Origin of the sequence: Rhodococcus sp. I2R (assembly GCF_020889545.1) — a bacterium.
Classification (GTDB): Bacteria; Actinomycetota; Actinomycetes; order Mycobacteriales; family Mycobacteriaceae; genus Rhodococcoides.
Window position 1 is genome coordinate 59,859 of the sequence record NZ_JAHUTG010000016.1, and the last position, 23,612, is coordinate 83,470.

Consider the following 23,612-nt stretch of genomic DNA (forward strand, 5'->3'; position numbering starts at 1 on the left):
CGCCTCACGGTTGCTCATGCCGGCCTCGGCCTTTGCGTTCTTCGTGGTCATACTCGGGTCCAACGCACCGACTCCGTTGCTTCCCGGCTATCGGGCCGAACTCGGAATGTCACCGCTGAACGTGGCCTTCGCCTTCAGCGCATACTTCGTCGGTCTCGTCGCAGTCCTGGCGTTGCTGGCCAGAACTCGACTGACACGCTTCGCCCGAATGTTGCTTCCGTTCGCGGTCGGGCTCGGTGCCAGTGCAGATCTGATGTTCCTCGCGATCGACGACGACCCGACTCTGTTGTACGTCGGTCGGGTCGTCACCGGTGCGGCCGTCGCTCTCGCGACCGGGCCGGCCGCTGCGTTGATGCTGGTAGGAGGTGGTGAGCGGGGCCGCGCCATGATCGCCTCGGTGTCGATTCTGGGTGGGTGCCTCGGATTGATTCTCTCGGTTTGCGTCGTCGCATGGGCACCGATGCCGGGGCGGACGATCTACTACGTGCACCTTGGCCTGTGCCTTGCTGCATCAGCGGCGTTGATGGTGGCACTCGTGCGACGGCGTGCGGCGCTTCGGCTTGCGCTGCGGGTTCCGCAAACGGACGTGGACTCCGGTCCGCGTCGACGTTGGTCGACCACTGTGACCGCGTATGCGGGCGGAGCCAGCGGTTGGATTGCAGGAGCACTCGCGGTAGGAACCCTTCCGGTGGCGCTCGTCGAGGCTGCTCGCGTCGAGTCGTTGTCGGTGGCAGCACTGTCCGGCATCGTCTGTTTGGTTGCCGCGGCAGTGACTCAGTTGACCTTGAACAGTCGAGGTGTCGTGGTTCCGTTGTGGATTGGACTGTCGATTCTGACGGCCGGGGCGATTGTCGTTGCCGCAGGGATTGCCTACGGCAACCTGTGGGTTGTTCTTGCTGGATGCCTGCTGTCCGGACTGGGCCAGGCGCCATCGTTCGCGACCGGCTTGCGTGTGCTCTCACGCGGCCTCGGTGCGGTGGCACAGGGGCGGACCGCATCAGCATACTCCTGTGTGTGTTACTCCGTTGCAGGAGTTTTCGCGTTGGGAGCCGGCGCGACCGCCTCGTTCTGGGGCATTCGAAACGGCACGATCGCGATTGTGGGCTTCTACGGCCTCTCGTGCGGAGTCCTGGCGATGCTCGCCGCGGCGGACATGCGGATCGGGCAGCGCGTTTCTGCAGTTCAAGCAAGGCTTGCTTCAGCTGCGAACCCGCTTAATCAACCCGGTACGCCGGTGTCTCGGATGTGACACGCGGTACCGATTTCATTGCATTCGTACACAGGCACGGCCGGTTGGTCGGCGCTCGACATGTTTGGAGGCTCGTTCATGGGTGCACAACCGTTCAGGCTCGGTTGGTTCGGAAATCTCACCACGCCCGAGTGGCGTACCGGTTGGTCCGAGGACGCACTGACGTGGACCGATGCTCGGTACTACGTCGACATGGTGCAGGACATGGAGCGCGCCGGATTCGATTTCATGATGTTGGAGGATTCGCTCATGGTGTCCGATATTTACGCGGGCACAGCGGAACTCGAACTCAAGCACGCGATCTACGCGCCGAAGCTCGACCCTGTTCCGGTGGTGTCGATGTTGGCATACGCGACCGAGCACATCGGCATCGTCGCCACTGCCTCGACGACGTTCTACCCGCCTTATCTCTTGGCGCGGGCTTTCTCGACTCTCGACCACGTAACTCGCGGCCGGGTGGGGTGGAACATCGTCACCTCCAGTGAGGACCGTGCTGCTCAGAACTTCGGTATGGACAAACTTCCGTTGCACGACAAGCGATACGACATCGCCGAAGAGTTCGTCGAGGTTGTCACGGCACTATGGAATTCCTGGGAAGAGAAAGCGATACTCGCCGACCCGGTGTCGGGTTACTACGCAGATCACACCAAGGTCGCACCGATTCACCATAAGGGCGAGTACTTTTCGGTTCGTGGTCCGCTCAATACGCCGCGTAGTCCGCAACACAAGCCGGTTATCTGTCAGGCAGGAGCGTCCCCCAGAGGGCGGGCATTCGCGGCCAAGAATGCCGATATGCTGCTCTGCATTCCCAATGGTCTCGATGGGATGAAGGCTTACCGCGACGACATTCGCGCGCGAGCGGAGTCGTTCGGTCGAAATCCGGATGACGTCAAAGTGTTCTTCGTGGTGCAACCAGTCATCGGAAAGACCATGGCGGAGGCAGAGGCGAAGAAGGCTGCGTTCCTGGCCGACAAGCAGCGGAACTTCGAGGCGCAGATGGTCCACTTCGCAGCCATCATGGAAATCGACTTCTCGGTTCTCGATCCGGATCTGCCGATCCCCGACGACGTGAGCACCAATGGTCATCAAGGCACGTTCGAGGGCTGGAAGGAAGCTTTCGGCGGACGGTCCATCAAGGATGCGGCCTCGGCTATGCGGGTGCACAGCATGGAGCTCGTCGGTACGCCCGACAGCATCGCCGAGCAGATGGACGAGGCGATGGACTATGTCGGCGGTGACGGTTTCATGTTCCTGTCTCAGCCCACCTCGCGCGAGTACATCCGTGAGATCACCGAGGGACTCTGCCCAGCGCTACGTCGAAGAGGACTGTTGCGCAACGGATATTCACACCCGCATTTTCGCGACAACCTTCGCTCGTTCTGACCGAATCTACAAAGGAGACAACAGTGTTCAGACTCGGATGGTTTCTGGGAAACGGTTTCGGTATGCAGCCGTGGTATGGCGATTGGGCTGGGCGGTCCATGACGGACTGGACTCAACCGGGCTTGTATGTCGATCTGACCACCTCGCTCGAGCGTGCTGGGTTCGACCTGCTGTTCATCGAGGACACGTCCATGGTCGAGGACACCTACGGCGGATCGATGGAGACGACACTGAAGTACGGACTCATGGCACCGAAGAACGATCCGGTTCCACTCGTGCCACTGCTGACATCGGCCTCCGAGCACATCGGTGTGGTGGCGACGATGTCGACCATTCAGTACCCGCCTTTCCTGGCGGCGCGATCGATGGCCACGCTCGACCATCTGACACGCGGCCGTGTCGGCGTCAACGTCGTGACATCGGTGACGCATCGGGTCGCCCAGAATTTCGGGTACGACAAGCATTTCGATCACGCTGAGCGTTACGCGATGGCCGAGGAATGGATGGAACTGGTCAGCCTTCTGTGGGAGTCCTGGGAACCGGACGCGCTGGTACACGATCAACAGACTCCTCGGTATGCCGACCACACCAAGGTGCACACAGTCGACTTCGAGGGAAAGTACTTTCGTTGCCGAGGCCCGCTGAACACCATTCCCGGTCCCCAGCGCAGACCGGTGGTGGCACAGGCCGGAAACTCGACACCGGGCCGTGAACTCGCAGCCAAGCATGCCGACACCATGTTGGCGCTGGCGAAGTCCCCGGATCAGATGAAGGCGCTCCGCAAGGATATGGATCAACGTCTCCTGGCCCACGGCCGGAAGCCTCAGGACTTGAAGATCCTGTTCATGACGGTGCCCTACCTGGCCGATACCCAGGCGGAGGCGCAAGCGCGCTTCGATCGGTTCGACCAGTCGAAATCGGATCCGCGAAACATCGAGAAGCGGTTGTGGTACCTCTCGTACGTCTCGGGCGGAGTGGTCGACTACTCGAAATTCGACCTGGACGGACCTGTGCCGCAGGAACTAGGCAATGGGGAGACCACTACAGCCAAGGCATGGCTGGAAGGATCCGCGGAGATCACGCTGCGTGATCTCGCCACGGGACCGAGCAATTACGGCATGGACTTCATCGGCACCGCCGACAGTGTGGCCTCGCAGATGCAGGACGCGATGGAGGAGGCCGGCGGCGACGGGTTCCTGATGTACCCCGACGTCACACGCCGTTCCATTGCCGAGGTGTGCGACGGGTTGGCCCCCGAGTTGCGTAGGCGTGGGCTCATTCGGGACGGATACGCTCACAAAACGTTCCGTGAGAATTTGATGGACTTCTGAACCGGACGAATCCGGCGTAATCGGCCGGTTACATGCATTCCGGTTATAGAAACACTGCTTCGTTAGGTTTTGTGTACGCCAATTTCGCATCGAAGGAATCGAGTTCGGATGTCCATACTCACAAGGGAACGCGTGGCGGTCGAGTCCGGTGACGAGGCGCACGGAGCATCTGCCCTGCTCGAAGTGGCCGACCTCACCGTTGTGTACCCGACGCCCACTGGCCTGTTCACTGCCGTCGAGAGTTTCTCGCTGACCATGGACCCCGGTGAGAGGGTTGCCATCGTCGGCGAATCCGGTTCGGGAAAAACGAACTCCGCTATGGCAATTGCCGGTTTTCTCGATCCAGCAGCGCAGGTGAGTGTCGAGAGAATGACATTCGGCACAACCGATTTGAATTCCAGACCGAAGTCGGTTCTCCCTGTTCGAATTCCAGGGATCGCTGTGGTCTTCCAGGATGCAATGACCTCATTGGACCCGGTGTGGAAGATCGGCAGTCAAATGCGCTCGGTAATACGCAACAATGCGAAGTTGTCGAGAAGGGCCGCCGACGCCGAGGCTGCAGTGTGGTTGAACAAGGTCGGTCTGCACGACACAGATCGCGTGTTGCGGTCGCGGCCGTACGAACTGTCCGGTGGCATGCGTCAGCGCGTGATGATCGCGTTGGCACTGTGCGCGAAGCCGGCGCTGTTGATCGCCGACGAACCGACCAGTGCGCTCGATGCGACACTCTCACGGGAGCTGATGCAGCTGATGGTCTCGCTGGCAGAGGAATTCGATACCGCGATGCTGGTGGTGAGCCACGACATCGCACTGTGCAGTGAGTTCACGCACCGAACCGTGGTGATGAAGTCCGGACGGGTGGTCGAGGAACTGCCCTCGGCGACGATTGCCGAGGCTGCGCAAGATCCCTACACCCAGGGTCTACTGGCGTGCATCCCGACGCTCGATTCGGCTCTGCTCGAACGTCTCCCCACCATGAACACCTATGTGGGAGTGAGAACATGAACGACGAAGCAACCATTCAGTTCACCGATGTACGAAAAGTATTCGCCGGCAGGTCTGGTGCCGAACACGTTGCAGTGGAGGATGTGTCGTTACTGGTCGATTCGACGAGCCGGCTCGGCATCGTCGGTGAATCCGGATCCGGCAAGTCGACACTGGTGCGGATGCTGATGGGACTCGAGTCCGCCAGCTCTGGATCGGTGACGTACCGGGGACGTGAGATGGCGTCGTTGAAGAGGGGCGATCTGCGGGAGTTTCGCCGCAATGTGCAACTCGTCGCCCAGGATACGTCCTCGTCCTTCGATCCACGTCGAACCTTGCGAGATGGCATTCGTCGGCCACTGCTCGAGCTGCTGGAGATGTCCACAAGAGACGCCGATGAGAAGGTGAACGAGATGCTGGCCTCGCTCAGCATCGATCCGATGCTGGCAGATCGGAAGCCCCATCAGGTATCCGGCGGTCAGCGGCAACGCTTTTCGATAGCACGTGCGCTGGTGGTCGGCCCCAAGCTCATCGTCTGCGACGAAGCGGTTTCTGCATTGGACGTATCGGTGCAGGGCGCAGTGCTCAACCTCCTCAAGGAGCACTGCGAGAAGAGCGATGCCGGTTTGGTGTTCGTATCGCACGGATTGCCGGCGACGGCGTTCATCTGCGATGAGCTGATCGTCATGTACCAGGGCCGAATAGTCGAACAGGGTTCGGTGCAGCAGGTCATATTCGCCAGTGAGCATCCCTACACGCGACGCCTGGTCGGCGCTTATCGGACGACGTCGGGGGCGGCGGCGTGAGGACATTGGTGCGCAACAACGGCTGGTGGATGCGCAGGCTGGCGTTCCTGCCAGTGCACGTCTTCTTGTTCGCGATAGCGGTCTTCTTCGTGGTCCGCATGATCCCCGGGGACCCGGTACGCACAATTTCCGGCGGCCAGACCATGACGCCGGAACAGTACGATGCTGCGCGCGAATCACTGGGTCTGACAGGGAGCGTGTTCTCCCAGCTGACCACGTTCCTGGGCAACATTCTCACGCTCGACTTCGGCAACTCGATCATCAACGGAGCCGGGGTGCTCGACGAGATGACGCGGCGCTTACCCGAGACGCTGGAGCTGGCGTTGATGGCGATGGTTGTGTCATCGGTGCTGACGCTGGCATTGGGATACTTTGTGGTCACCAAACCTCGCAACCCGTTCTCGCGGGTTGTGGCGGCGTACGCCAGAGCCGCGGGCGCAGTCCCTGATTTCTGTCTCGGGGTAGCCGGAATCTTCCTCTTCTACTCGGTACTGCAGTGGTCACCGGCGCCGATCGGACGCTACGACTCGCTTCTGAATGCACCTCCGAGAGTGACTGGCCTACCGTTCGTGGACGCGCTGCTTTCCAGCGACCTGATCCTGATGCAGTCGATGGTCGCTCATCTGTGGCTACCGGTCGCGGTTCTCGTGATCGCGTACGCGCCGATGTTGTTGAAGCTGTTCATCAGATCTCTCGAACAGTCGAAGGACGCGCAAGCGACGAAGTTTCGAATAGCGTCCGGTGCTTCGAACACAATGGTGCTGCTCAGCATCGCCAGACGGGCGCTCCCGTCGACGGTGGCAATGTTCGGCACGATCTTCGGATTCATGCTCGGCGGAGCGGTGATCGTGGAGCAGTTGTTTGCGATGCCGGGTATGGGTGAGTACGCAGTACAGGCGGTGACTCGATCGGATTTCGTGGCACTGCAGGGATTTCTGATCATCGTCGCCGCTGTTTCACTGGTGGTGTTCTTCTTCGTCGACATCGTGAACATGCTGCTCGATCCGAGACGGCGTCCCGGCGTGCAAGCGGAAGGTAGCTGACATGACGCTCTCCCTGGATCCGGCGTCATCCGAGCAGAGTGGGCACCCCAAGACAGTCGAGCTCGGTCCCGATGCAACGCCACCGGTGCAGCGCCGCACCTTGTCGAGATCGATGTTGCTCGGTCTGTTGCCCGCGGCGTTGATTCTGGTAATCGCGCTCCTCGGACCGTTCTTCGTGCCCTACAGCACCAGGGATGTCGTCGCGCTGCCAGACATTGCGCCCAGCGGAGCGCACTGGTTCGGCACCGACTCCGCTGGTCTCGACGTGTTCTCGCGGACAGTCGCCGCTGCCAGGAACAACCTGATGATCGGATTGCTCACGACGGTGGCGGCCACCGGTATGGGAATCGTCCTCGGATTGACGATCGGGATGAACGAATCGAGGCGAGGACCCGTCGGGCTCGTCGCTCGGGCGTCCTCGCGTGCTTTGGATCTCGTCCAGGCCGTACCTGCAATTGTCATCGGACTGGTGTTGATTGCGTTTTTCGGATCGTCGGTCCTGTCGATCACAGTTGCCCTGACCGTTGTGTTGTTGCCGAATCAGGCCAGATTGGTCCGTACCGAGGTGCTTCGAGTACGGGGAGAGGCATTTCTCGATGCGGCCAGGATCTCCGGTGAGCGAGAATGGGCGCTGATCACCCGCCACGTACTGCCCAATTCCAGTTGGCCTGCTCTCGAGAACGCATCGTTGGTGTTCGGTTCGGCAATCGTTCTGACCGCTGGCCTCGGGTTCCTCGGAGTCGGTCTTCAACCACCCACACCGGAGTGGGGAACGATGATCTCGACAGGTGCGTCCTCGGCGGCAGCCGGACGCTGGTGGTCCGCGCTGTTCCCCGCGGTCGCCATTGCGGTGACCGTGTTCGCTGTCAGCGCTGTCGGTCGGCAGTTGTTCGACCGTGAAAGCTGAACCGACGCAACTGTATTGGATCAATTTCGGCATTCGATACCCCATCTCAGCCTAGGAGAGTCCCTTCATGATGCCCAATTCACCTCGAAGTCCGATCTGGAAGAGGTCGCGGCTACGGCTCGCCGGTGTGGCTCTTGCCGCTTCGCTGGCTGTGACCGGTTGTTCGTCGGCGTCCAACAACACCGCCGACGGAGGCGACACCGGAGAAACCCTGAGCATCGTTTCCCCCGACACCGGAATCACCTGGTCTCTCGACAACGGGTTCGGAGGGTACGAGCAGGCCAACAACCTGCATGCGACTCTCGTCCGCAAACCGTACGTCGACAGCGCACAGGAAGGGGCGCAGCAGCAGGATCTGTACACGTACGAGCCCTACCTCGCCGAGGGCTACGAGGTCAGCGAGGACGGTCTGACCTATACCTTCACGCTGAAAGAAGCAGTCAGCGCGGCCGGCAACACCCTGAGCGCCGACGATGTGATTTGGTCGTTCGAGCGCAAGTTCAACACCGCGACGTCCGTGGTTCCCGGAGTCATGGCGCCTTCGATCACCGACCCTGTCGAGCAGATAAAGAAGATAGACGATCGGACGGTGTCTTTCACCATCCCGCAAGCCGGTCTGGGTGCAACGTTTCTTGCGCTGATGTCGGATCTGTGCGGACAGATCTTCGACAGCACGTTGCTCCAGGAACACGTCACCCCGGAGGATCCCTACGCCGTTACGTGGACCACCGAGAATCCCAACTATGGATTCGGGCCGTACGAGGTCACCTCGTATACGCCCGGTGTGCAGGTGGTGATGCAGGCGCGTGAGGACTGGATTCTGGGGAAGGCGCCGATCGAGACCGTCAACGTTCAGATCGTTGCCGACCCGGGGACGAGGGCCAATGCGGTACGCAATGGCGATGCCCAGCTGGCGGAATCCATCACCCCGGCGGATTCCGCTGCACTCCAGGATGATCCGAACGTCTTCATCCCCGAGGTGGACAACCCCAACACGTTCTTGATGATGCCCCTGGTGACCAACAAGGCACCGTTCGACAACCCACTCGTCCGGCAGGCGATGTCGTACGCGACACCGTACGAACAGATCATCGAAAGCGTCTATCGTGGGCTCGCAATTCGTCAGGGATCGGGATTCCTGTTGCAGGATGCGCCTGGTTACACCAACGAGGGGCAACCTGACTACACGTACGATCCGGCTCGCTCACGAGAGTTGCTGGCGGAAGCGGGATTTCCGGACGGAGTTTCGTTCGCGTTGGCTGTCAGCGCGGCCGATCCGGATACTCGGGAAGCAGCGCTTCAGATTCAAACCGCTGCTCGTGAGGGCGGATTCGATGTGCAGATCGAGCAGATGCCCGCTTCGCAGTTCGCGGACCAGCGCAGCAATCACACCTCTCAGGCATTCCTCCTGCGAGACTATGCGATCACGCTGACGCCTCCGTACGAGCTACTGGTCTACACAGCGCAGGATTCCAGCAACAACTTCGCCGACTGGGAGTTCGAGCCGTTCTACGACGCATTGGCGGCTGGAAATGCGTTGCCGGACGCCTTGTCCGACGAAGCGGGCCAGGCGTGGAACGTCGCGGAGACGATCTACCTGGAACAGTCTCCGATCGTCTTCATCGCGCAGGTTCAACCCAGTGTTGCATTGGCGAGCAACTTGTCCGGATTCGCGCAGAGATCGGACAACTGGATCGACTACTCGAACTTCTCTTTCGAGTAGCACGTCCGGACGGCGTCATAGGGGGCAGTGCGTGGAAAACCCAGCTGAGTCGGGTTTTCCACGCACTGGCCGTTTCACGGGGATGAATAGAACGAGACCATGTCGGCTCGGTAGTGGGCGTAGCCGAACTCGTGTACGTAACCGTGTGCATCCATGAGTACTTGGTCTCGCACGAGCAGTATGGCGTTGGTGGGGACGTTCAACATGCGCGCGGTCCGCTCGTCTGCGGGTACGGCGTCGATCCAGCAGTCCATCTTGCCGAACGGCGCGTCGTACTCGGCTTCGAACACTTCCGAGATGGACGCCGCTGCTTCCAGGTGTACTGGTGCAAGAGCATTCGGATCGATTTGAAACGCTGTCAGCGTACCTATCGGCGTGCCGTCGACGCGCATGATGAATTCGAGCATCCTGACGCGCTCTAGCTCGGTCTCGAGCCGCTCCCGGATCAGCCCTGTGGTGGGGATCGTGTGCTCGTTGATGCGTTCGTACTCGATCGGGGTGGACGAACCGGTAGCGATGACGTCGTGCATGCGAAGTTGAACAGGCCGACTTCGCACGACGGTGCCCATTTTTCGCTGCCTGCTGACCAATCCCTCGTCCGCGAGCATCTGCAGCGCCGTGCGAATCGACGACCGTGTCGAGTCGAGGTTGGTGATCAAATGCTCCTCGCTGAGCATGTCACCGGTCTGAAGTACTCCGCTCTTGATGGATGAGCGGAGCAGCTGGTGCACAATTCGTGTCGACTTCTGGCGACTGCCCGCTGAGCCGCCCACAGATCTGGGATGACGTGTTGTAGCGGTCGCTGTCGGTTGATGCATGTCGAGCTCCTCGAGCTGCATTGGCGCGGCGTGTTCTCGGTTGGGCGGCGTTGCCAATTGCAATTGCAACACTGCAGTGTTACCGGCGCGTCACGCGCATGATGCCATTGCTTCGGTCGTCAGGAGCTCGAGCAGCTGCCGCTTTCCCATCGAATCAACGGAGCTGCGCAATGAAGTCTTAACACACCGACCGGTTTCAGGCGAGCAACAGTGACACCGCTGCGATCACCGGGACCGAGACGAGGGTGGTGACGAATGCGGTGTCACGGGCGAGTACGACTCCTCGGTTGTAGCGGCTGGCGAAGACGAACACGTTCTGCGCCGTCGGGAGCGCGGAGATCACGGTGATGGCGAACAACTGCTGCCCTTCCAGACCCATTGCGAGAGCCATGGAGAATCCGAGCAGCGGTTGCAGCACCATCTTGAGGGTCGAGGCGAGTGCGACGTCGCGGCGTGGGCTGACACCTCTCTGCAGCACCCGCGTGCCGTACAGCGAGAGTCCGAACGCGAGCAACGCGCCGGGGACGGCAGCGCCTCCGACGAGTTCGAAGGGCTGCATCAGTGCGTCGGGCAGGGTGAGTCCGCTGATGGACAGTGCCAGCCCCGCTGCCCCGGCGAGCACGATCGGGTTGGTGAACGGGGTGACGACGATATTGCGGATCGATGCTTTCTTGCCCTGGGTCGACAGGTCCAGAATGGTCAGGGCGATAGGCGAGTAAATCATGATCTGGAACAGCAGCAGGGGTGCGACGAAGGTGGCGTCGCCGAGAACGTAGACGGCGATGGGGATGCCGAGGTTGGCGGCGTTGACGTAGGACGCGGCGAGTCCGCCGATGGTCGCCTCGGGCACAGCTCGATCGAGCAGGAGCTTGGCGATGAGGAAGTGGATCGCGCCGACCATCAGTGCTGTCGTGCCTGCGATGACGAGTATCGGGGACAGGATGACCGAGAGGTCGGAGGTGCCGAGGGTGACGAACAGCAGGGCAGGCGTCGCGACGAAGAAGACGAGGCGGCTCAGGACGAACTGGCCGTGCTCGCCGAGGACCTCGAAGCGGGCGAGCAGGTAACCGAGGGCGATGACGACGAAGATGACCGTGAAGCCTTCGAGAACACCGGTCATGAAGCCTCAGGTTCTCGATTCTTCGGGTGGACGACAGCGACCGACTTACTCTAGTCCGCACCCAAAAAGGCCACGCATTCGATATGCGTGGCCTTCTTGGTTGGAGAGTTCTAGCGGCTGGTGAACGGCAAGAGTGCCATTTCCCGAGCGTTCTTCACGGCAACGGCGACCTGGCGCTGCTGCTGCGGGGTGAGTCCGGTGACGCGGCGGCTGCGGATCTTGCCGCGGTCGGAAATGAACTGACGAAGAAGGTTGATGTCCTTGTAGTCCACCGTGGTGACCTTGGCGGCGTTCAACGGGTTCTTCTTCGGCCGACGACCGGCCTCGGCGCGAACCTTCTTCGACGGTGCTCTCTTTACTGCCATCTTCGTTCCTGTTCCTTACCAGCTCGACTTGTGGACGCCTGGGAGCTCGCCCCGGTGAGCCATCTCGCGCATTTTCACGCGAGAGAGTCCGAATTTCCGGAGGTGGCCACGCGGACGTCCATCCGCGGCGTCTCGATTGCGCAATCGTACCGGACTGGCGTCGCGCGGTAGACGCTGCAGTGCCGCCTGCGCCGCCGCGCGCTCGGAATCGGGCGTCGAGGGCTTGCGGATGGTCTCTTTCAGCTCGCTCCGGCGCTCGGCCCAGCGTGCGACGACGAGTTTGCGCTGCTCGTTCTTCGCGATCTTCGACTTCTTGGCCATTTACCGCTCTTCTCGGAAATCTACGTGCTTGCGCACGACGGGGTCGTACTTCTTCATAACCAGACGGTCTGGGTCGTTGCGACGGTTCTTCCTGGTCACGTACGTGTACCCGGTGCCGGCGGTCGACTTGAGTTTGATGATCGGGCGAACGTCGGTGCTCTTGCCCATCAGAGCTTCTCCCCTCTGGCGACCAGCTTGGCGACGATGGCGTCGATGCCGTCGCGGTCGATGGTCTTGATTCCTTTTGCGGACAGCGTCAACGTGACGCGGCGTCCGAGGCTGGGCACGAAGTACGTCTTCTTCTGGATGTTCGGATCCCAGCGTCGGCTGGTCCTGACGTGGGAGTGCGAGACGGACTTACCGAATCCCGGCTTTCTCCCCGTCACCTGGCAGTGCGCGGACATGCGGGCTCCTCTCTTGCTGACATGACAATCGTTTTCGACAAAGCGCTGTTTCGAATGTAGCGTGCTTTCGGAAGGAATGACAATCGTTGTCGAAAGAAGGGTGCTCGTGAATCTCCCCGTGGACGGCCGCACGCCGCTCGTACTCGTGTCCGGCTGGTCGGGCGCCATGGATGCGGTGGTCGACTCGCTTCGAACCCCGGGCACGGTGTCCCTGCGGCACGATCTCGGCCAGGTGTACGAGGGTGTAGTCCGCAGAACCCTCCACATGGCAGAGGAGGCCCCGCGGGAAACGATCCTCGAACTCGCGCACGGCTGTGTCTCGTGCACACTGCGCGAGGACCTGCTTCCCCTCCTGCGCAAGCTCGCGGCCCGCAGTTCGGTCCAGCGGATCGTGATCGCGATGGATCCGGCGCTCGAACCGGAGGCGCTGTGCTGGGCGATCGAGAACGTGGTCGTCGCCGGAGTCGTCGGCCAGGTCGACGGTTCCGCCTCGCGCGACGTCCGCATCGAGGCCGTCGTCGACTGCCTCGACGCGGCGACCTGGCTCGCAGATGCGACCGGTGACGACGCGCTCGCCGACCGAGGGATCGTGGCCAGTGGTGACGACGATCGAACCGTCGCCCAGTTGGTGGTGGGGCAGGTCGACTACGCCGACGCCCTCGTCGTGACGGCAGGTCCGGACGTCGAAAGCTGGGAGCGGGCCAAACTCGCTGCCGTACTCGCCCGGCTCGCGCCCGGGGCCCCGACAGCTTGGGCGTCGCCGACCGACCGGGTCGATGCGGAGGCGCTGATCGCCGCGATCCCGTTCGACGCCCGACGCGGGGAGATCACCGACGCGCACTCCCCGCTGCTACGCGGCCAGCCACCGCTGACCTCGGACTGTGGCGTGAGCATCGTCGAATTCACCGCCGTCCGGCCGTTCCATCCAGAGCGACTGCACGAGGCCATCGATGTACTACTCGACGGCGTCGTGACCACCCGTGGACGCGTATGGGTGGCGACGCAGCCCGACGAAGCGCTGTGGATCGAATCGGCCGGTGGCGGACTGCGGGTGGCGAGCGCCGGAAAGTGGCTGGCCGCAATGGCACCCGAGGAACAGGACGGCGTCGACACCGCGCGCCGCGCGATGGCGGCCCTGCGTTGGGACGACGAGTTCGGCGACCGCGACACCTCCCTCGTCATCCTCGTCCACGCCGCCGACCCGTCCGAGATCGACCGCACGCTGCAGTGGGCGCTGGTATCCGACGACGAAATGCGCGACCGCGATGCCTGGGCGAACTGGACCGACCCGTTCGGTCAATGGCACGAAGATCCCTGCGAGACAACGGAATCTCCGTACTCCGACGTGAAAAGAGAGGCAACAGAATGAAGGCAGGAATCCATCCCGACTACCACCCGGTGGTCTTCCAGGATGCGGGCACCGGAACCAAGTTCCTCACCCGTTCCACCATCACCGCGACCCGCGAGATCGAATGGGAGGACGGCAATACCTACCCGCTCGTGATCGTCGACGTCACCAGCGAATCGCATCCGTTCTGGACCGGCGCCAGCCGCATCATGGATACGCAGGGACGCGTGGAAAAGTTCGAGAAGCGCTACGGGCGCCGCGCCCGGAAGGAATCGTAGAGTCATGGCTGTTCCGAAGCGGAAGATGTCGCGTTCCAATACCCGTAGCCGTCGGGCGCAGTGGAAAGCCGTTGCACCGGATCTGGTGACCGTCAGAGTCGGCGGGCAGGAGTTCCGCGTGCCGCGCCGACTGGTCAAGGCCGTGCAGACGGGCGCGTACGACCCCAGCTGAGCGGCTCCGCCGCATGTGCGTGGAAGTACATAGCCCGCGGGCTGTTCCGTTTTGCAGCGATCCGGTTCTGAGGACCGCTAACTAACGGTCTCAGATCGACGGAGACGGTCTGAGGGTTCAAATCACTCTCCGCCGATCGGCCAACAATCGCGATCTTTCGGCCCGATTGTCATTTTGAAACAGCCCGCCCGCTATGTACTTCCACGCACATAGGGGAGGCGCGGCGGTAGGTTGAGTCGATGAGCGAAACGGCCCCGTCGGCCTCGGACGTCAAACGCTGGCGGCGCTACCTCGCCGACGAACGAGCCGAGGCCGCGGTCTATCGCGATCTGGCCGGTCGTCGCAGGGGCGAAGAGCGAGACATCCTGCTGGCCCTCGCCGACGCGGAGGGCCGCCACGAAGAACATTGGCGACGGCTGCTCGGCGATCGGGTGGGCATGCCGCTCAAGGGGAGTCTGCGGACTCGAATGCTCGGTGTGCTCGCCCGGCGATTCGGTTCGGTGTTCGTCTTGGCACTCGCGCAGCGCGCAGAATCCCGCTCACCGTATTCGGTGGATGCAGGCGCCACCGAGGCGATGATCGCCGACGAGCAAATCCATGCCGAGGTGGTACGCGGCCTCGCCACCCGCGGCCGGATCAGGCTCTCCGGCAACTTTCGCGCCGCGATCTTCGGCGCCAACGACGGCCTGGTAAGCAACCTGGCGCTGGTGCTCGGCATCAGCGCCAGCGGCGTCTCCAACCAGGTCGTGTTGATCACCGGTCTTGCCGGTCTGCTCGCCGGGGCGTTGTCGATGGGGGCCGGTGAATACGTATCGGTGCGATCGCAACGCGAGCTGCTCGACGCCTCATCACCGGCAGGTTCGGCTCGGGAGGCCCTTCAACACCTCGACGTCGACGCGAACGAGCTGGCGCTGGTGTATCGGGCTCGCGGCATGTCCGCACGCGATGCCGAGGAGAGAGCCTCCGAGGTGCTCGAGCACCTCACCTCCGACGACGCAATGGACGCCGAGGTCGGCGCGCACGATTCGGTCGGCACCGGGATCGGCGCAGCGACAGCGAGCTTCTGCTTCTTCGCCTCCGGTGCCATCATTCCTGTGCTGCCGTATCTCGCAGGCATGGAGGGTCTTGCTGCACTCGTCGTCGCCGCGGTGCTCGTCGGTATCGCCCTGATCGGAACGGGCACGGTGGTGGGGCTGCTCAGCGGCGGCCCGCCGATCAAACGCGCCTTGCGTCAGCTGGCGATCGGTTACGGTGCTGCCGGCGCGACATATCTGTTGGGCGTGATTTTCGGCGCCAGCGTCTGAAAAACCCATACCCGCCTGTCCTTACGCTGCGTTACTGTGTCGAGCATGTCGATTCGTCACCGCTCGCTCGTTCTCGCGCTCCTGCTGTGTGCATCGGTTCTGGGCGCGCCGGTTGCTGCAGCCGACGAGGTGGACACCACGCCGGGGACGGTCGTCGCCGTCGAGGAACTCGCGCCCCAACTGTGGCTGCCCGGCACCGCCGAGGCCAAGCGGATCACGTACTGGACCATCGGTTCCGACGGTCGACCTGCGTTGAGCACCGGGGCCTATTTCGTTCCCGAAGGCACAGCGCCCGAGGGCGGTTGGCCGGTGATCGGGTGGGCCCACGGGACCTCCGGTTTGGACGACCACTGCGCGCCCTCGCTCATCGGACCCACGTATCCCGAGCGGGATCGTCAGTACCTCGCTGGGTGGCTCGGCCAGGGCTACGCCATTGCGGCCTCGGACTACGTCGGGCTCGGCACGCCGGGACTGATGCCCTACCTCGACGGAAAGACCACCGCGCACAACGTCGTCGACTCGGTCAAAGCATCACGCGCCATCGATGATTCGCTGTCCAACAAGTGGGTTGTCGTCGGGCAGTCGCAGGGCGGTGGAGCGGCCATCACCACCGCGCGCTACGCGACGGAATTCGGCGGGCCTGAGCTCGACTACCGCGGAGCCGTCGGGACAGGGGTGCCGGCGAACATCGAATTGGCGCTGCTCCCAGCCGGTCCCGGCTATCTGCCGGTCCCGATCAACGAGGGCCTGACGACGTACGCGCTGTACATCGTGTCGGGCTTCCGGACGGCCCACCCCGAGATCGATGTCGACTCGTACCTCACCGAAGAAGGCAAACGGATCGTAGACAGAGCAGAGACATTGTGTGTGGCCGAGGCGGAGAAAGAGTTCGACGGCATCGTCACCGGTGACCTGTTCGCCAAGCCGCTGAGCGAGATTCCCAACCTCTACGGGCTGCTGAACGACTACATGGGTATCCCTGTCGACGGATACGACCGTCCGGTGTTCATCGGCCAGGGGCTCTACGACACCGATGTGCCTGTGATCTCGGCATTGTCGCTGGTCGCCCAGATGAAGCTGAACGGGCAAGACGTGACGCTGCATACCTATCCGACGGACCACAGCGGCGCGCTACTGCAATCGCAGGCGGATTCGATTCCGTTCGTGCAACGACTGTTCCAATAGCGCCTCCTCGTGGAGGGGGCTGAAGGGAAATCTCATGCCCCCGACAAAGGTGGGCCCGCGGCTGCTCAATTGGGCATCTCATCTCGACGACCAGGCACTCGCGCAGGCGCGGCAGACCGCGTCCATGCCGTTCGTGCATCCCCACGTGGCATTGATGCCCGACGCGCACAGCGGTAAGGGCAGTGCTGTCGGTACGGTCATTCCGACGCGCGGTGCTGTGATCCCGGCTGCCGTGGGCGTGGACATCGGCTGCGGAATGATCGGTGTGCACACCGGTTTCACGAAGAAAGCGGTACACGGTGGAGGATCTGCGAAACCGCATGGTCGGCATCGAATTTCGCGACGGCGAAGAGTTCGTCGACGAGATCCCCGATGCCTACAAGAGCATCGATGTCGTCATGGCCGACGCCGTGGACCTCGTGACGATCGACCACGAGCTGCGGCAGATCCTCAACCTCAAGGGCACCTGACAGCCGACGGGTCAGAGCCACTTCTGATGCTTGAATACGATGTAGAGCACACTGGAACAGATCGCCATCACGAGCAGTGCCATCGGGTAGCCGAGGTACCATCGCAGCTCGGGCATGTGCCGGAAGTTCATCCCATAGATCCCGGCGACCAGGGACGGGGCGAACAGGATGCCGCCCCAGGACGAGATTCGCTTGACCTGCTCGTTCTGGTCGATGCTGACCTGCGTCAACGCGCGCATTTCCTCGTTTTGCTGCTGCGCCACCAATGTCGCATTCACCGAGAGCGCATTCTGCAGGTTCGCGCGCAACGCCTCGACTCGTTCCGCGATGTGGATGCAGTGGTCGAGAACGTCGCGGAGGTTGCGCTGCAGCGCAAGTTCGACTTCGTGCTTGTCCTCGCCGCGCCTCAACGATTCGATCATCTGCACGAGCGGTCCGGTGGAGCGCTGGAACTCCATCACTTCCCGCGCGAGTGTATGGATGCGGCGTGAGACAGCGGGGTCGAGCGAGAACAATTGATCTTCGATCTCGTCGATGTCGTTCTGCAACCCGTCGACGACGGGCTCGTACTCCCTGACCACTTGGTCGAGAATGGCGTACAGAACGGAGTGGGTGCCGAGTTCCAGAATCTCGGGCGCAGCCTCGAGTCGGTCTCGTACCCCGCTGAGCTCGGGTTCTTCGGTGTGACGGATAGTGATGACGAAGTCCGGTCCGAGGAAGACGTGCAGTTCGCTGAACTCCACCTTCTCGGTCTTGTCGACATATCGCGCGGGGCGGAGGACGATGAAAAGCTGGTCGCCGTAACGTTCCAGTTTCGGCCGCTGGTGGGCCGCGATCGCATCCTCGACATCGAGGCGGTGCAGCGCGAACTGTGCAGCAACGGAGTTGAGTTCGTCGACCGAGGGTCGGTAGAGACCGATCCAGGCCATGCCGTGGCGATCGCGGAGCACCTCGAAAGTGTGCTCGAGGTCCTGTGGGTCATCGGTACGTTTTCCGTCGACGTAGACGGCATTGTCGACGAGCGGCATACGCACCCACCTCTACTCTCCGAAGTCTTCGACTATGAAAGCCTGCCAGACCGGCTCCTTCGCCGTCATGATGGGTGGGTGGACCAACGCATTCATTTCCTGACGCTGGCAACCCCGGACCTCGACGCGGCCCGCGCCTTCTATCGAGACGGGCTGGGCTGGACGACGCTCCTCGACGTGCCAGGCGAGATAATCTTCTTCCAATCGGCGCCCGGACAGGTCCTCGGATTGTTCGATGCGCAGAAGTTCACCGAGGATCTCGGACGCGATGGCGGCCCGGCGATGGTGAGCGGGCTGACTCTCTCACGCAACGTCGATGGCCCGGAAGAGGTGCGGGCCGTGTTCGACGCCGCGATCACGGCCGGGGCGACGGTGATCAAGGAACCCCAGCGTGCTGCGTTCGGCGGGTATCACGGTCACTTCGCCGACCCGAACGGTCTCGTCTGGGAAATTTGCCACAACCCGGGCTGGAGCATCGACGGTGACGGCAAGGTCGTGCTGAGTGAGGTGTGAGCAGGTTTCGAACTTCTCGGCGACTTAGCTGACACCGGACCAGCAGAGGGCAGTCTCGTTCTGTTCACACCCTGTTTTCTCCCGGCGGTACTGTGGCACACAGGAACTATTGGGGAGATCACCATGGAGTTCAGGCACCTTACGGCATTCATAACGATCGCAGAGGAACTGCACTTCGGCCGAGCGGCCGCTCGGCTTCATTTGACTCAACCGTCCCTGAGTGCCCAGCTTCAGAAACTGGAAAAGTCCCTCGGTGTGTTGTTGGTTGCTCGCAGCTCGCACGAAGTCAAACTGACGTCTGCGGGTAAGGAGTTCGAATCGCAGGCACGTTTGATAGTGCAGCAACTGGAGAAGGCTGCACAGATTGCAAAATCGGCCGCGGCAGGCAGATCCGGAACGCTCAGTGTCGGGTACAACTTCCCTGCCAGTAGACATGTACTGCCGTACGCGTTGGCGAAGATGAGCAACGAGCACCCGGATGTCGTCGTCTCTCTGTGGGAGAAGCGTACCGGCCCGCAGGTATCCGCACTGTCCACCGGTGAGCTCGATATCGCACTTGTCTACGGACATCCGCATACTTCCGAGTTCCGTCACCGACGCCTTCTGCATCGAGTTCCGCTGGTCGCAGTGGTCGGCAAAGGGCATCCGTGGGCTGGACGGCCGGGTGTGCCGTTCGCGGAACTGGCCAACCAGTCCTGCGTGCTGTTCGAGCGAGAGCAGTGCCCGGCGATGTACGACTCGATCCTCGCTGCGGCGGCGGACAACAAGATCGCGCTGAAGATTGCACAGACTGCTGACGATCCTGGCGCGACGGCGCACATGGTGTCGGTGAAACCGTTGGTGGGGTTCGCCTCGCTTCCTCGCGCCACATCGGCAGGAATGGGAGCCGTCGGAGCCAACTCGGTGCCCGTGAAGCTGCTCGACCCCGTCCCTGTGATCGATCTTTACGTCGTGTGGCGTGCGGCAGAGATCAATCCGGCTGTTGCCTCATTTCTCGAATGTCTCGAACCGTGCAACGAAATGAATCCGATGGTCGACACAAAAGCTGTCGGATGATTGTTTGAATAGGAATTTCGACTGGCACGCAAGAAGGTTCGTCATTGCCGTAATCGACGGAACCGTCTTGAATCTATTTACATGAATACACAGTCATTCGAAGGTCCCGGCGTCGATTTGAACGAGAATTCGAGCCTTGCGTCAGTTGTTTTCGAAAAGGCGGAGCGGACGCCCGACAGGCCGTCGCTACGCGCTGCAAACGCACTGAGCTCGTTGACCTGCAATGACCTCGCTGAGCGCGTGCGCTCGCTCGCGTCGGCGCTCCTCGATAGCGGAGTGTCCGCAGGGGAACGGGTAGCCATCCTCGGGCGAACGAGTCTCGAGTGGGTCGTGCTCGATCTGGCGGTGCTGTCGGTTGGCGCCGTCGTGGTTCCGGTGTATCCCACTTCCTCTGCGCAACAGATCCAGCACATCGTCTCGGACTCGGGTGCCACACGCTTCGCAGCCGAGTCCGACGCGGACGCGGGCAGGCTGATGGACGCAGGCGCCGACGTCGTGTGGTCCTTCGACACCGTCGGAGAGTGGTCTCAGAGCGGGGGGCGCCACGATCCAGCCACTCGGATGGCCGCAGTCCGCAGCCGGGACCTCGCGATGATCGTCTATACCAGCGGGACCACGGGGGCTGCCAAAGGCTGCATGATCAGCCATCGCAACATGTACGCCGCATCGGCGAACACTGTTCTGCGAACCGGCGCCATGTTCGGCGGTGATGCGGAGGAGCAGGCGGTCACGGCATTGGGACTTCCCTTGGCGCATGTGTTCGGCCAGACCATCATGTTCGCAACCCTGATCGGTGGCACTCACACATGGTTGATACCTGGGATTCCCGACATGGTTCCGTCTCTGCCGGCTATCCGGCCGACGTTCCTGGCTCTGGTCCCGTACGCCCTCGAGAAGATTCGGAAGGCGGCACGCCCGCATCTCGCCCCGGGCGCGGAGCAGGCTGCGGTTTCTGACGGGCTCGCGCTCCTGCATGCGCGTGTGCAAGCCGCAACCGCCGAGCCGCCGCGACCGGTACTCGGTCTGCTCGGCGACCGACTGACTTCGGTGATCTCCGGAGGGGCTTCCCTCGACGATTCGACCGCAGGTTTCTACGCCGGTTTCGGCGTCGATGTTCTCAATTGCTATGGAATGACAGAATCAGCGACGGCGGTCACGGTGAACGAACCGACGACCAATCGGCTCGGTACCGTCGGGCGCCCCATTCCCGGAACGACGGTTGCGATCGCTTCCGACGGAGAGATATTGGTCCGTGGCGCGAACGTGACGATCGGGTACTGGGGCAGCGCAGCGGATCGCTCACCGGTCGACGCCGAAGGGTGGCTGCACACCGGAGATATCGGAGTACTCGACGACGGATACCTTCGCGTCACGGGACGCAAGAAAGAGATACTCGTCACATCGGGCGGAAAGAATGTCTCGCCGACGCCGCTCGAAGATCGAATTCGTCTGCATCCCCTGGTCGGCAACGCAATAGTCGTGGGAGAGGGTCGCCCCTTCGTGTCCGCGCTGATCACTCTGGACCCGTCCGCGGCCGGGCTGGACAACGCGTACCTGGAGTCCGAGCTGCAGAACGCAGTCGACGATGCGAACTCTCTCGTCTCTCGCGCCGAGTCAATTCGTGAATTCCGAATTCTTCCCCGCGACTTCACCGTAGACAATGGATTGCTCACTCCATCCCTCAAACTCAAGCGCGCTGCGATCGGCGAGGAGTTCCGCGTCGAGATCGAAAGCATCTATGAAATGTCATCACCGGGAACGCTGGGTTAACAATCTGCGGAACTCCGGCGGGGGTAATAGCGGACACCGATCGACTGATGCCGAATCCTTCTTCGCGCGGAGGTTTGTTGCTCTGGACGAAACACTGGATTCCGCAAGCCCGAATATCGACTCGTGAATCCGATGTAGAGGAGTGGATCGTAGATGTACGACGTCATCGTTGTGGGTGCCAGGGTGGCAGGATCGCCAGCGGCAATGTTGTTGGCACGGAAAGGGTATCGGGTTCTCGCTGTCGACCGTGCAGCCTTCCCGAGTGATGTGATCTCGACCCATTATGTGCACCAGGCCGGACTCTCGCGTCTGAAGGACTGGGGGTTGTTGGACAAGGTGATTGCCAGTGGCTGCCCTCCGATCCGCCACTTGAACTTCTCGTACACCGACATTGCGCTCGATGGTATGGCCGATCCGATCGACGGAATCGACGCTGTGTATTGCCCTCGGCGTACGGTTTTGGACTCGATCCTCGTCGACGCGGCCCGCGAAGCAGGCGTCGAAGTCATCGAGAACTTCACCGTCGACGAGCTCGTCATGAGCAACGGCGCAGTGGCGGGTATTCGGGGACGCGAGGGTAACGGACCGGAACTGGAATTCCGCAGCTCGATCGTGATCGGCGCGGATGGTGCCAACTCCATCGTCGCGAAGAAGGTAGGCGCGGACGTCTATCGCACCTCACCCGGAGGCTGCTTCATCTACTACTCGTACTACTCGGGTATCGACTGGGGAATGCACCACCGCACAGGATTCGGCGAGCAGCAGTTCGCATCGTGGCCCACCAACGACGGGCTGAGCCTGGTCGCTGTCATGCGCAAGCGTGACAGGTTCAGTGAATTCCGCGGCGACCCCGATGCCGGTGTCCAGGAAATCGTCGATGCTATCGATCCCAAGTACGGTGAAGAGCTGCGCGATCGCGCTGTTCGAGAAGAGCCGTTCCGTCCGATGCTGTACCCGGACAACTACTACCGACGTTCGTACGGCCCGGGCTGGGCATTGGTTGGAGATGCCGGCTACCACAAGGATCCGTTCACCGGATGGGGTATCACCGACGCGTTCAAGTACGCGGAGCTGTTGTCCGAGCGCGTACACGAGGGTCTGAGCGGTACGCGTCCGATGATCGACGCGCTCGAGGACTATCAGAACACTCGCGACGAGCAGAGCGCTGGGACATACGAATTGACCACCAGCATCTCCGAGCTCTCGCTCACGCCGTACTACGATTCGGTCTTCCGCGCGGCAAGCAAGAGCCCTGAGTACACCAAGAAGTTCTTCGGTTTGATCGCCGGCGGAATCCCGGGCGAGGTCTTCTTTGCGCCCGACAATCTCGCTGAACTGTACGCCGCAGTGAATCTGCCGCTGGGCGACCGACACCTCACATCGGCATGAGCCTCGCGAGCCTGACTGTTGTCGGTGACAGCTTCGTCGAAGGCCGGGGAGATCCGATCGACGGCGGGGGCTACCGAGGTTGGGTTCCGCGATTCGCCGGTCAAATGGGCATGCGTGGCCGAGGAATTCGCAACTTCGGAACCCATGGGGCCACGACGTCCGACGTGCTCGAGACGCAGATTCCGGATGCTGTTGCAGGACGGTCGCCGCTGTACGGCGTCGTCGTCGGAGTCAACGACCTTGTCAGCGACTACGAGCGACGCCGGTTCGAGGACAATCTGCATGCGATCTTCGGCGAGTTGCGTACGGGGGGAGCGACGGTGTTCACAGCCACCTACCCGGATATCCCGGCACGTCTACCAGTGCCCGAGCGATTCAAGGCATTGCTCCGTGAGCGATTCACCGAAGCGAACGTGGCACTCGCCGAGGTAACCCGCAGCACGGGAACCCTCCTGCTCGACATCGCTGCATCGCCGCAGTGGTCGCACGCCGATATGTGGACCTCGGATGGTTTGCATCCCAGTCGGACCGGTCACCGTGAGTTCGCGCTCTCGGCGGCGGAGCTGGTCTCCAACAGCACAGCAACCACCCTCGCAGCCTGAGCTGCACAGTCACGTCACTTCGCACAAGAACCCGAGAGGACCA

General features: G+C 62.0%; 26 protein-coding genes and 1 pseudogene. 20 read left to right on the plus strand and 7 right to left on the minus strand.

The window, feature by feature from the left end; translation table 11 throughout:
* Positions 1-16: 16 nt before the first annotated feature.
* The 8 genes from KVY23_RS17110 (at position 17) to KVY23_RS17145 (ending at position 9,426) form a co-directional block, all read left to right on the plus strand.
* On the plus strand, positions 17-1,249 hold the full coding sequence (locus KVY23_RS17110; protein ID WP_075837281.1) for an MFS transporter: 1,233 nt from the start codon (positions 17-19) through the stop codon (positions 1,247-1,249).
* A 78-nt stretch (positions 1,250-1,327) separates the two neighbouring features.
* Positions 1,328-2,632, plus strand: a complete 1,305-nt coding sequence (locus KVY23_RS17115) for an NtaA/DmoA family FMN-dependent monooxygenase (RefSeq protein WP_075837376.1) — start codon at positions 1,328-1,330, stop codon at positions 2,630-2,632.
* A 23-nt stretch (positions 2,633-2,655) separates the two neighbouring features.
* On the plus strand, positions 2,656-3,963 hold the full coding sequence (locus KVY23_RS17120; RefSeq protein ID WP_075837280.1) for an NtaA/DmoA family FMN-dependent monooxygenase: 1,308 nt from the start codon (positions 2,656-2,658) through the stop codon (positions 3,961-3,963).
* Positions 3,964-4,071: 108 nt separating this feature from the next.
* Positions 4,072-4,968, plus strand: coding sequence for an ABC transporter ATP-binding protein (locus KVY23_RS17125; protein WP_075837279.1), 897 nt, complete (start codon positions 4,072-4,074; stop codon positions 4,966-4,968).
* Entirely contained in the window at positions 4,965-5,753 is a 789-nt protein-coding gene (locus KVY23_RS17130; RefSeq protein WP_206510149.1) for an ABC transporter ATP-binding protein, read from the plus strand. The genes KVY23_RS17125 and KVY23_RS17130 overlap by 4 nt, the downstream gene beginning before the upstream one ends.
* Positions 5,750-6,796 carry an ABC transporter permease gene (locus tag KVY23_RS17135; RefSeq protein ID WP_230557562.1) on the plus strand — a complete coding sequence of 349 codons (1,047 nt, stop codon included), beginning with the start codon at positions 5,750-5,752 and terminating at the stop codon, positions 6,794-6,796. Before KVY23_RS17130 ends, KVY23_RS17135 begins: the two co-directional genes overlap by 4 nt.
* Position 6,797: 1 nt before the next feature.
* Positions 6,798-7,703 carry an ABC transporter permease gene (locus tag KVY23_RS17140; RefSeq protein WP_230557563.1) on the plus strand — a complete coding sequence of 302 codons (906 nt, stop codon included), beginning with the start codon at positions 6,798-6,800 and terminating at the stop codon, positions 7,701-7,703.
* Positions 7,704-7,770: 67 nt separating this feature from the next.
* Positions 7,771-9,426 (plus strand): ABC transporter substrate-binding protein, encoded by a 1,656-nt coding sequence (locus KVY23_RS17145; protein WP_230557564.1) that lies wholly within the window; start codon positions 7,771-7,773, stop codon positions 9,424-9,426.
* Positions 9,427-9,500: 74 nt separating this feature from the next.
* On the opposite strand, the gene KVY23_RS17150 is transcribed toward KVY23_RS17145, so the two are convergent.
* From KVY23_RS17150 to rpmB, 6 genes are all read right to left on the minus strand, one after another.
* Entirely contained in the window at positions 9,501-10,244 is a 744-nt protein-coding gene (locus KVY23_RS17150) for a GntR family transcriptional regulator (RefSeq protein WP_206510152.1), read from the minus strand.
* Between the two features lie 196 nt (positions 10,245-10,440).
* Positions 10,441-11,364, minus strand: coding sequence for an AEC family transporter (locus KVY23_RS17155; RefSeq protein ID WP_206510153.1), 924 nt, complete (start codon positions 11,362-11,364; stop codon positions 10,441-10,443).
* Between the two features lie 110 nt (positions 11,365-11,474).
* Positions 11,475-11,729 carry a 30S ribosomal protein S18 gene (gene rpsR, locus KVY23_RS17160; RefSeq protein WP_008719028.1) on the minus strand — a complete coding sequence of 85 codons (255 nt, stop codon included), beginning with the start codon at positions 11,727-11,729 and terminating at the stop codon, positions 11,475-11,477.
* A gap of 15 nt (positions 11,730-11,744) precedes the next feature.
* Positions 11,745-12,050 (minus strand): 30S ribosomal protein S14, encoded by a 306-nt coding sequence (gene rpsN, locus KVY23_RS17165; protein WP_075837274.1) that lies wholly within the window; start codon positions 12,048-12,050, stop codon positions 11,745-11,747.
* Positions 12,051-12,221 carry a 50S ribosomal protein L33 gene (gene rpmG / locus KVY23_RS17170; RefSeq protein ID WP_187346656.1) on the minus strand — a complete coding sequence of 57 codons (171 nt, stop codon included), beginning with the start codon at positions 12,219-12,221 and terminating at the stop codon, positions 12,051-12,053.
* A complete protein-coding gene (gene rpmB, locus KVY23_RS17175) occupies positions 12,218-12,454 on the minus strand; it encodes a 50S ribosomal protein L28 (RefSeq protein ID WP_075837272.1) in 237 nt (78 codons plus the stop codon). Before rpmB ends, rpmG begins: the two co-directional genes overlap by 4 nt.
* Positions 12,455-12,572: 118 nt before the next feature.
* Between rpmB and mrf the strand changes: the two genes are divergently transcribed.
* The 7 genes and pseudogenes from mrf (at position 12,573) to KVY23_RS17210 (ending at position 17,211) form a co-directional block, all read left to right on the plus strand.
* A complete protein-coding gene (gene mrf / locus KVY23_RS17180; protein ID WP_371829828.1) occupies positions 12,573-13,823 on the plus strand; it encodes a ribosome hibernation factor-recruiting GTPase MRF in 1,251 nt (416 codons plus the stop codon).
* On the plus strand, positions 13,820-14,080 hold the full coding sequence (locus tag KVY23_RS17185; protein WP_075837271.1) for a type B 50S ribosomal protein L31: 261 nt from the start codon (positions 13,820-13,822) through the stop codon (positions 14,078-14,080). The genes mrf and KVY23_RS17185 overlap by 4 nt, the downstream gene beginning before the upstream one ends.
* 4 nt (positions 14,081-14,084) lie before the next feature.
* A complete protein-coding gene (gene rpmF, locus KVY23_RS17190) occupies positions 14,085-14,252 on the plus strand; it encodes a 50S ribosomal protein L32 (RefSeq protein WP_075837270.1) in 168 nt (55 codons plus the stop codon).
* 239 nt (positions 14,253-14,491) lie between these two features.
* On the plus strand, positions 14,492-15,556 hold the full coding sequence (locus tag KVY23_RS17195; protein WP_075837269.1) for a VIT1/CCC1 family protein: 1,065 nt from the start codon (positions 14,492-14,494) through the stop codon (positions 15,554-15,556).
* Between the two features lie 45 nt (positions 15,557-15,601).
* Positions 15,602-16,741, plus strand: coding sequence for a lipase family protein (locus tag KVY23_RS17200; protein ID WP_230557566.1), 1,140 nt, complete (start codon positions 15,602-15,604; stop codon positions 16,739-16,741).
* Between the two features lie 34 nt (positions 16,742-16,775).
* Positions 16,776-17,057, plus strand: a pseudogene (locus KVY23_RS17205) (RtcB family protein); the annotation flags it as partial.
* Between the two features lie 4 nt (positions 17,058-17,061).
* Positions 17,062-17,211 (plus strand): RtcB family protein, encoded by a 150-nt coding sequence (locus KVY23_RS17210; RefSeq protein ID WP_230557567.1) that lies wholly within the window; start codon positions 17,062-17,064, stop codon positions 17,209-17,211.
* 11 nt (positions 17,212-17,222) lie between these two features.
* Here KVY23_RS17210 and KVY23_RS17215 read toward each other — a convergent pair whose 3' ends face one another.
* Entirely contained in the window at positions 17,223-18,239 is a 1,017-nt protein-coding gene (locus KVY23_RS17215; protein ID WP_230557568.1) for a magnesium and cobalt transport protein CorA, read from the minus strand.
* Between the two features lie 78 nt (positions 18,240-18,317).
* Between KVY23_RS17215 and KVY23_RS17220 the strand changes: the two genes are divergently transcribed.
* From KVY23_RS17220 to KVY23_RS17240, 5 genes are all read left to right on the plus strand, one after another.
* Positions 18,318-18,752 carry a VOC family protein gene (locus KVY23_RS17220; RefSeq protein ID WP_230557569.1) on the plus strand — a complete coding sequence of 145 codons (435 nt, stop codon included), beginning with the start codon at positions 18,318-18,320 and terminating at the stop codon, positions 18,750-18,752.
* A 123-nt stretch (positions 18,753-18,875) separates the two neighbouring features.
* On the plus strand, positions 18,876-19,808 hold the full coding sequence (locus KVY23_RS17225) for a LysR family transcriptional regulator (protein ID WP_206510157.1): 933 nt from the start codon (positions 18,876-18,878) through the stop codon (positions 19,806-19,808).
* Positions 19,809-19,889: 81 nt separating this feature from the next.
* The gene (locus KVY23_RS17230) at positions 19,890-21,578 is read left to right on the plus strand and encodes a long-chain fatty acid--CoA ligase (protein ID WP_230557570.1); all 1,689 of its coding nucleotides are present in this window, start codon (positions 19,890-19,892) and stop codon (positions 21,576-21,578) included.
* Positions 21,579-21,731: 153 nt separating this feature from the next.
* Complete coding sequence (locus KVY23_RS17235; RefSeq protein WP_206510159.1) at positions 21,732-22,967, plus strand: NAD(P)/FAD-dependent oxidoreductase; 1,236 nt, start codon at positions 21,732-21,734, stop codon at positions 22,965-22,967.
* Positions 22,964-23,569, plus strand: a complete 606-nt coding sequence (locus KVY23_RS17240) for an SGNH/GDSL hydrolase family protein (protein ID WP_230557571.1) — start codon at positions 22,964-22,966, stop codon at positions 23,567-23,569. The genes KVY23_RS17235 and KVY23_RS17240 overlap by 4 nt, the downstream gene beginning before the upstream one ends.
* Positions 23,570-23,612: the final 43 nt, after the last annotated feature.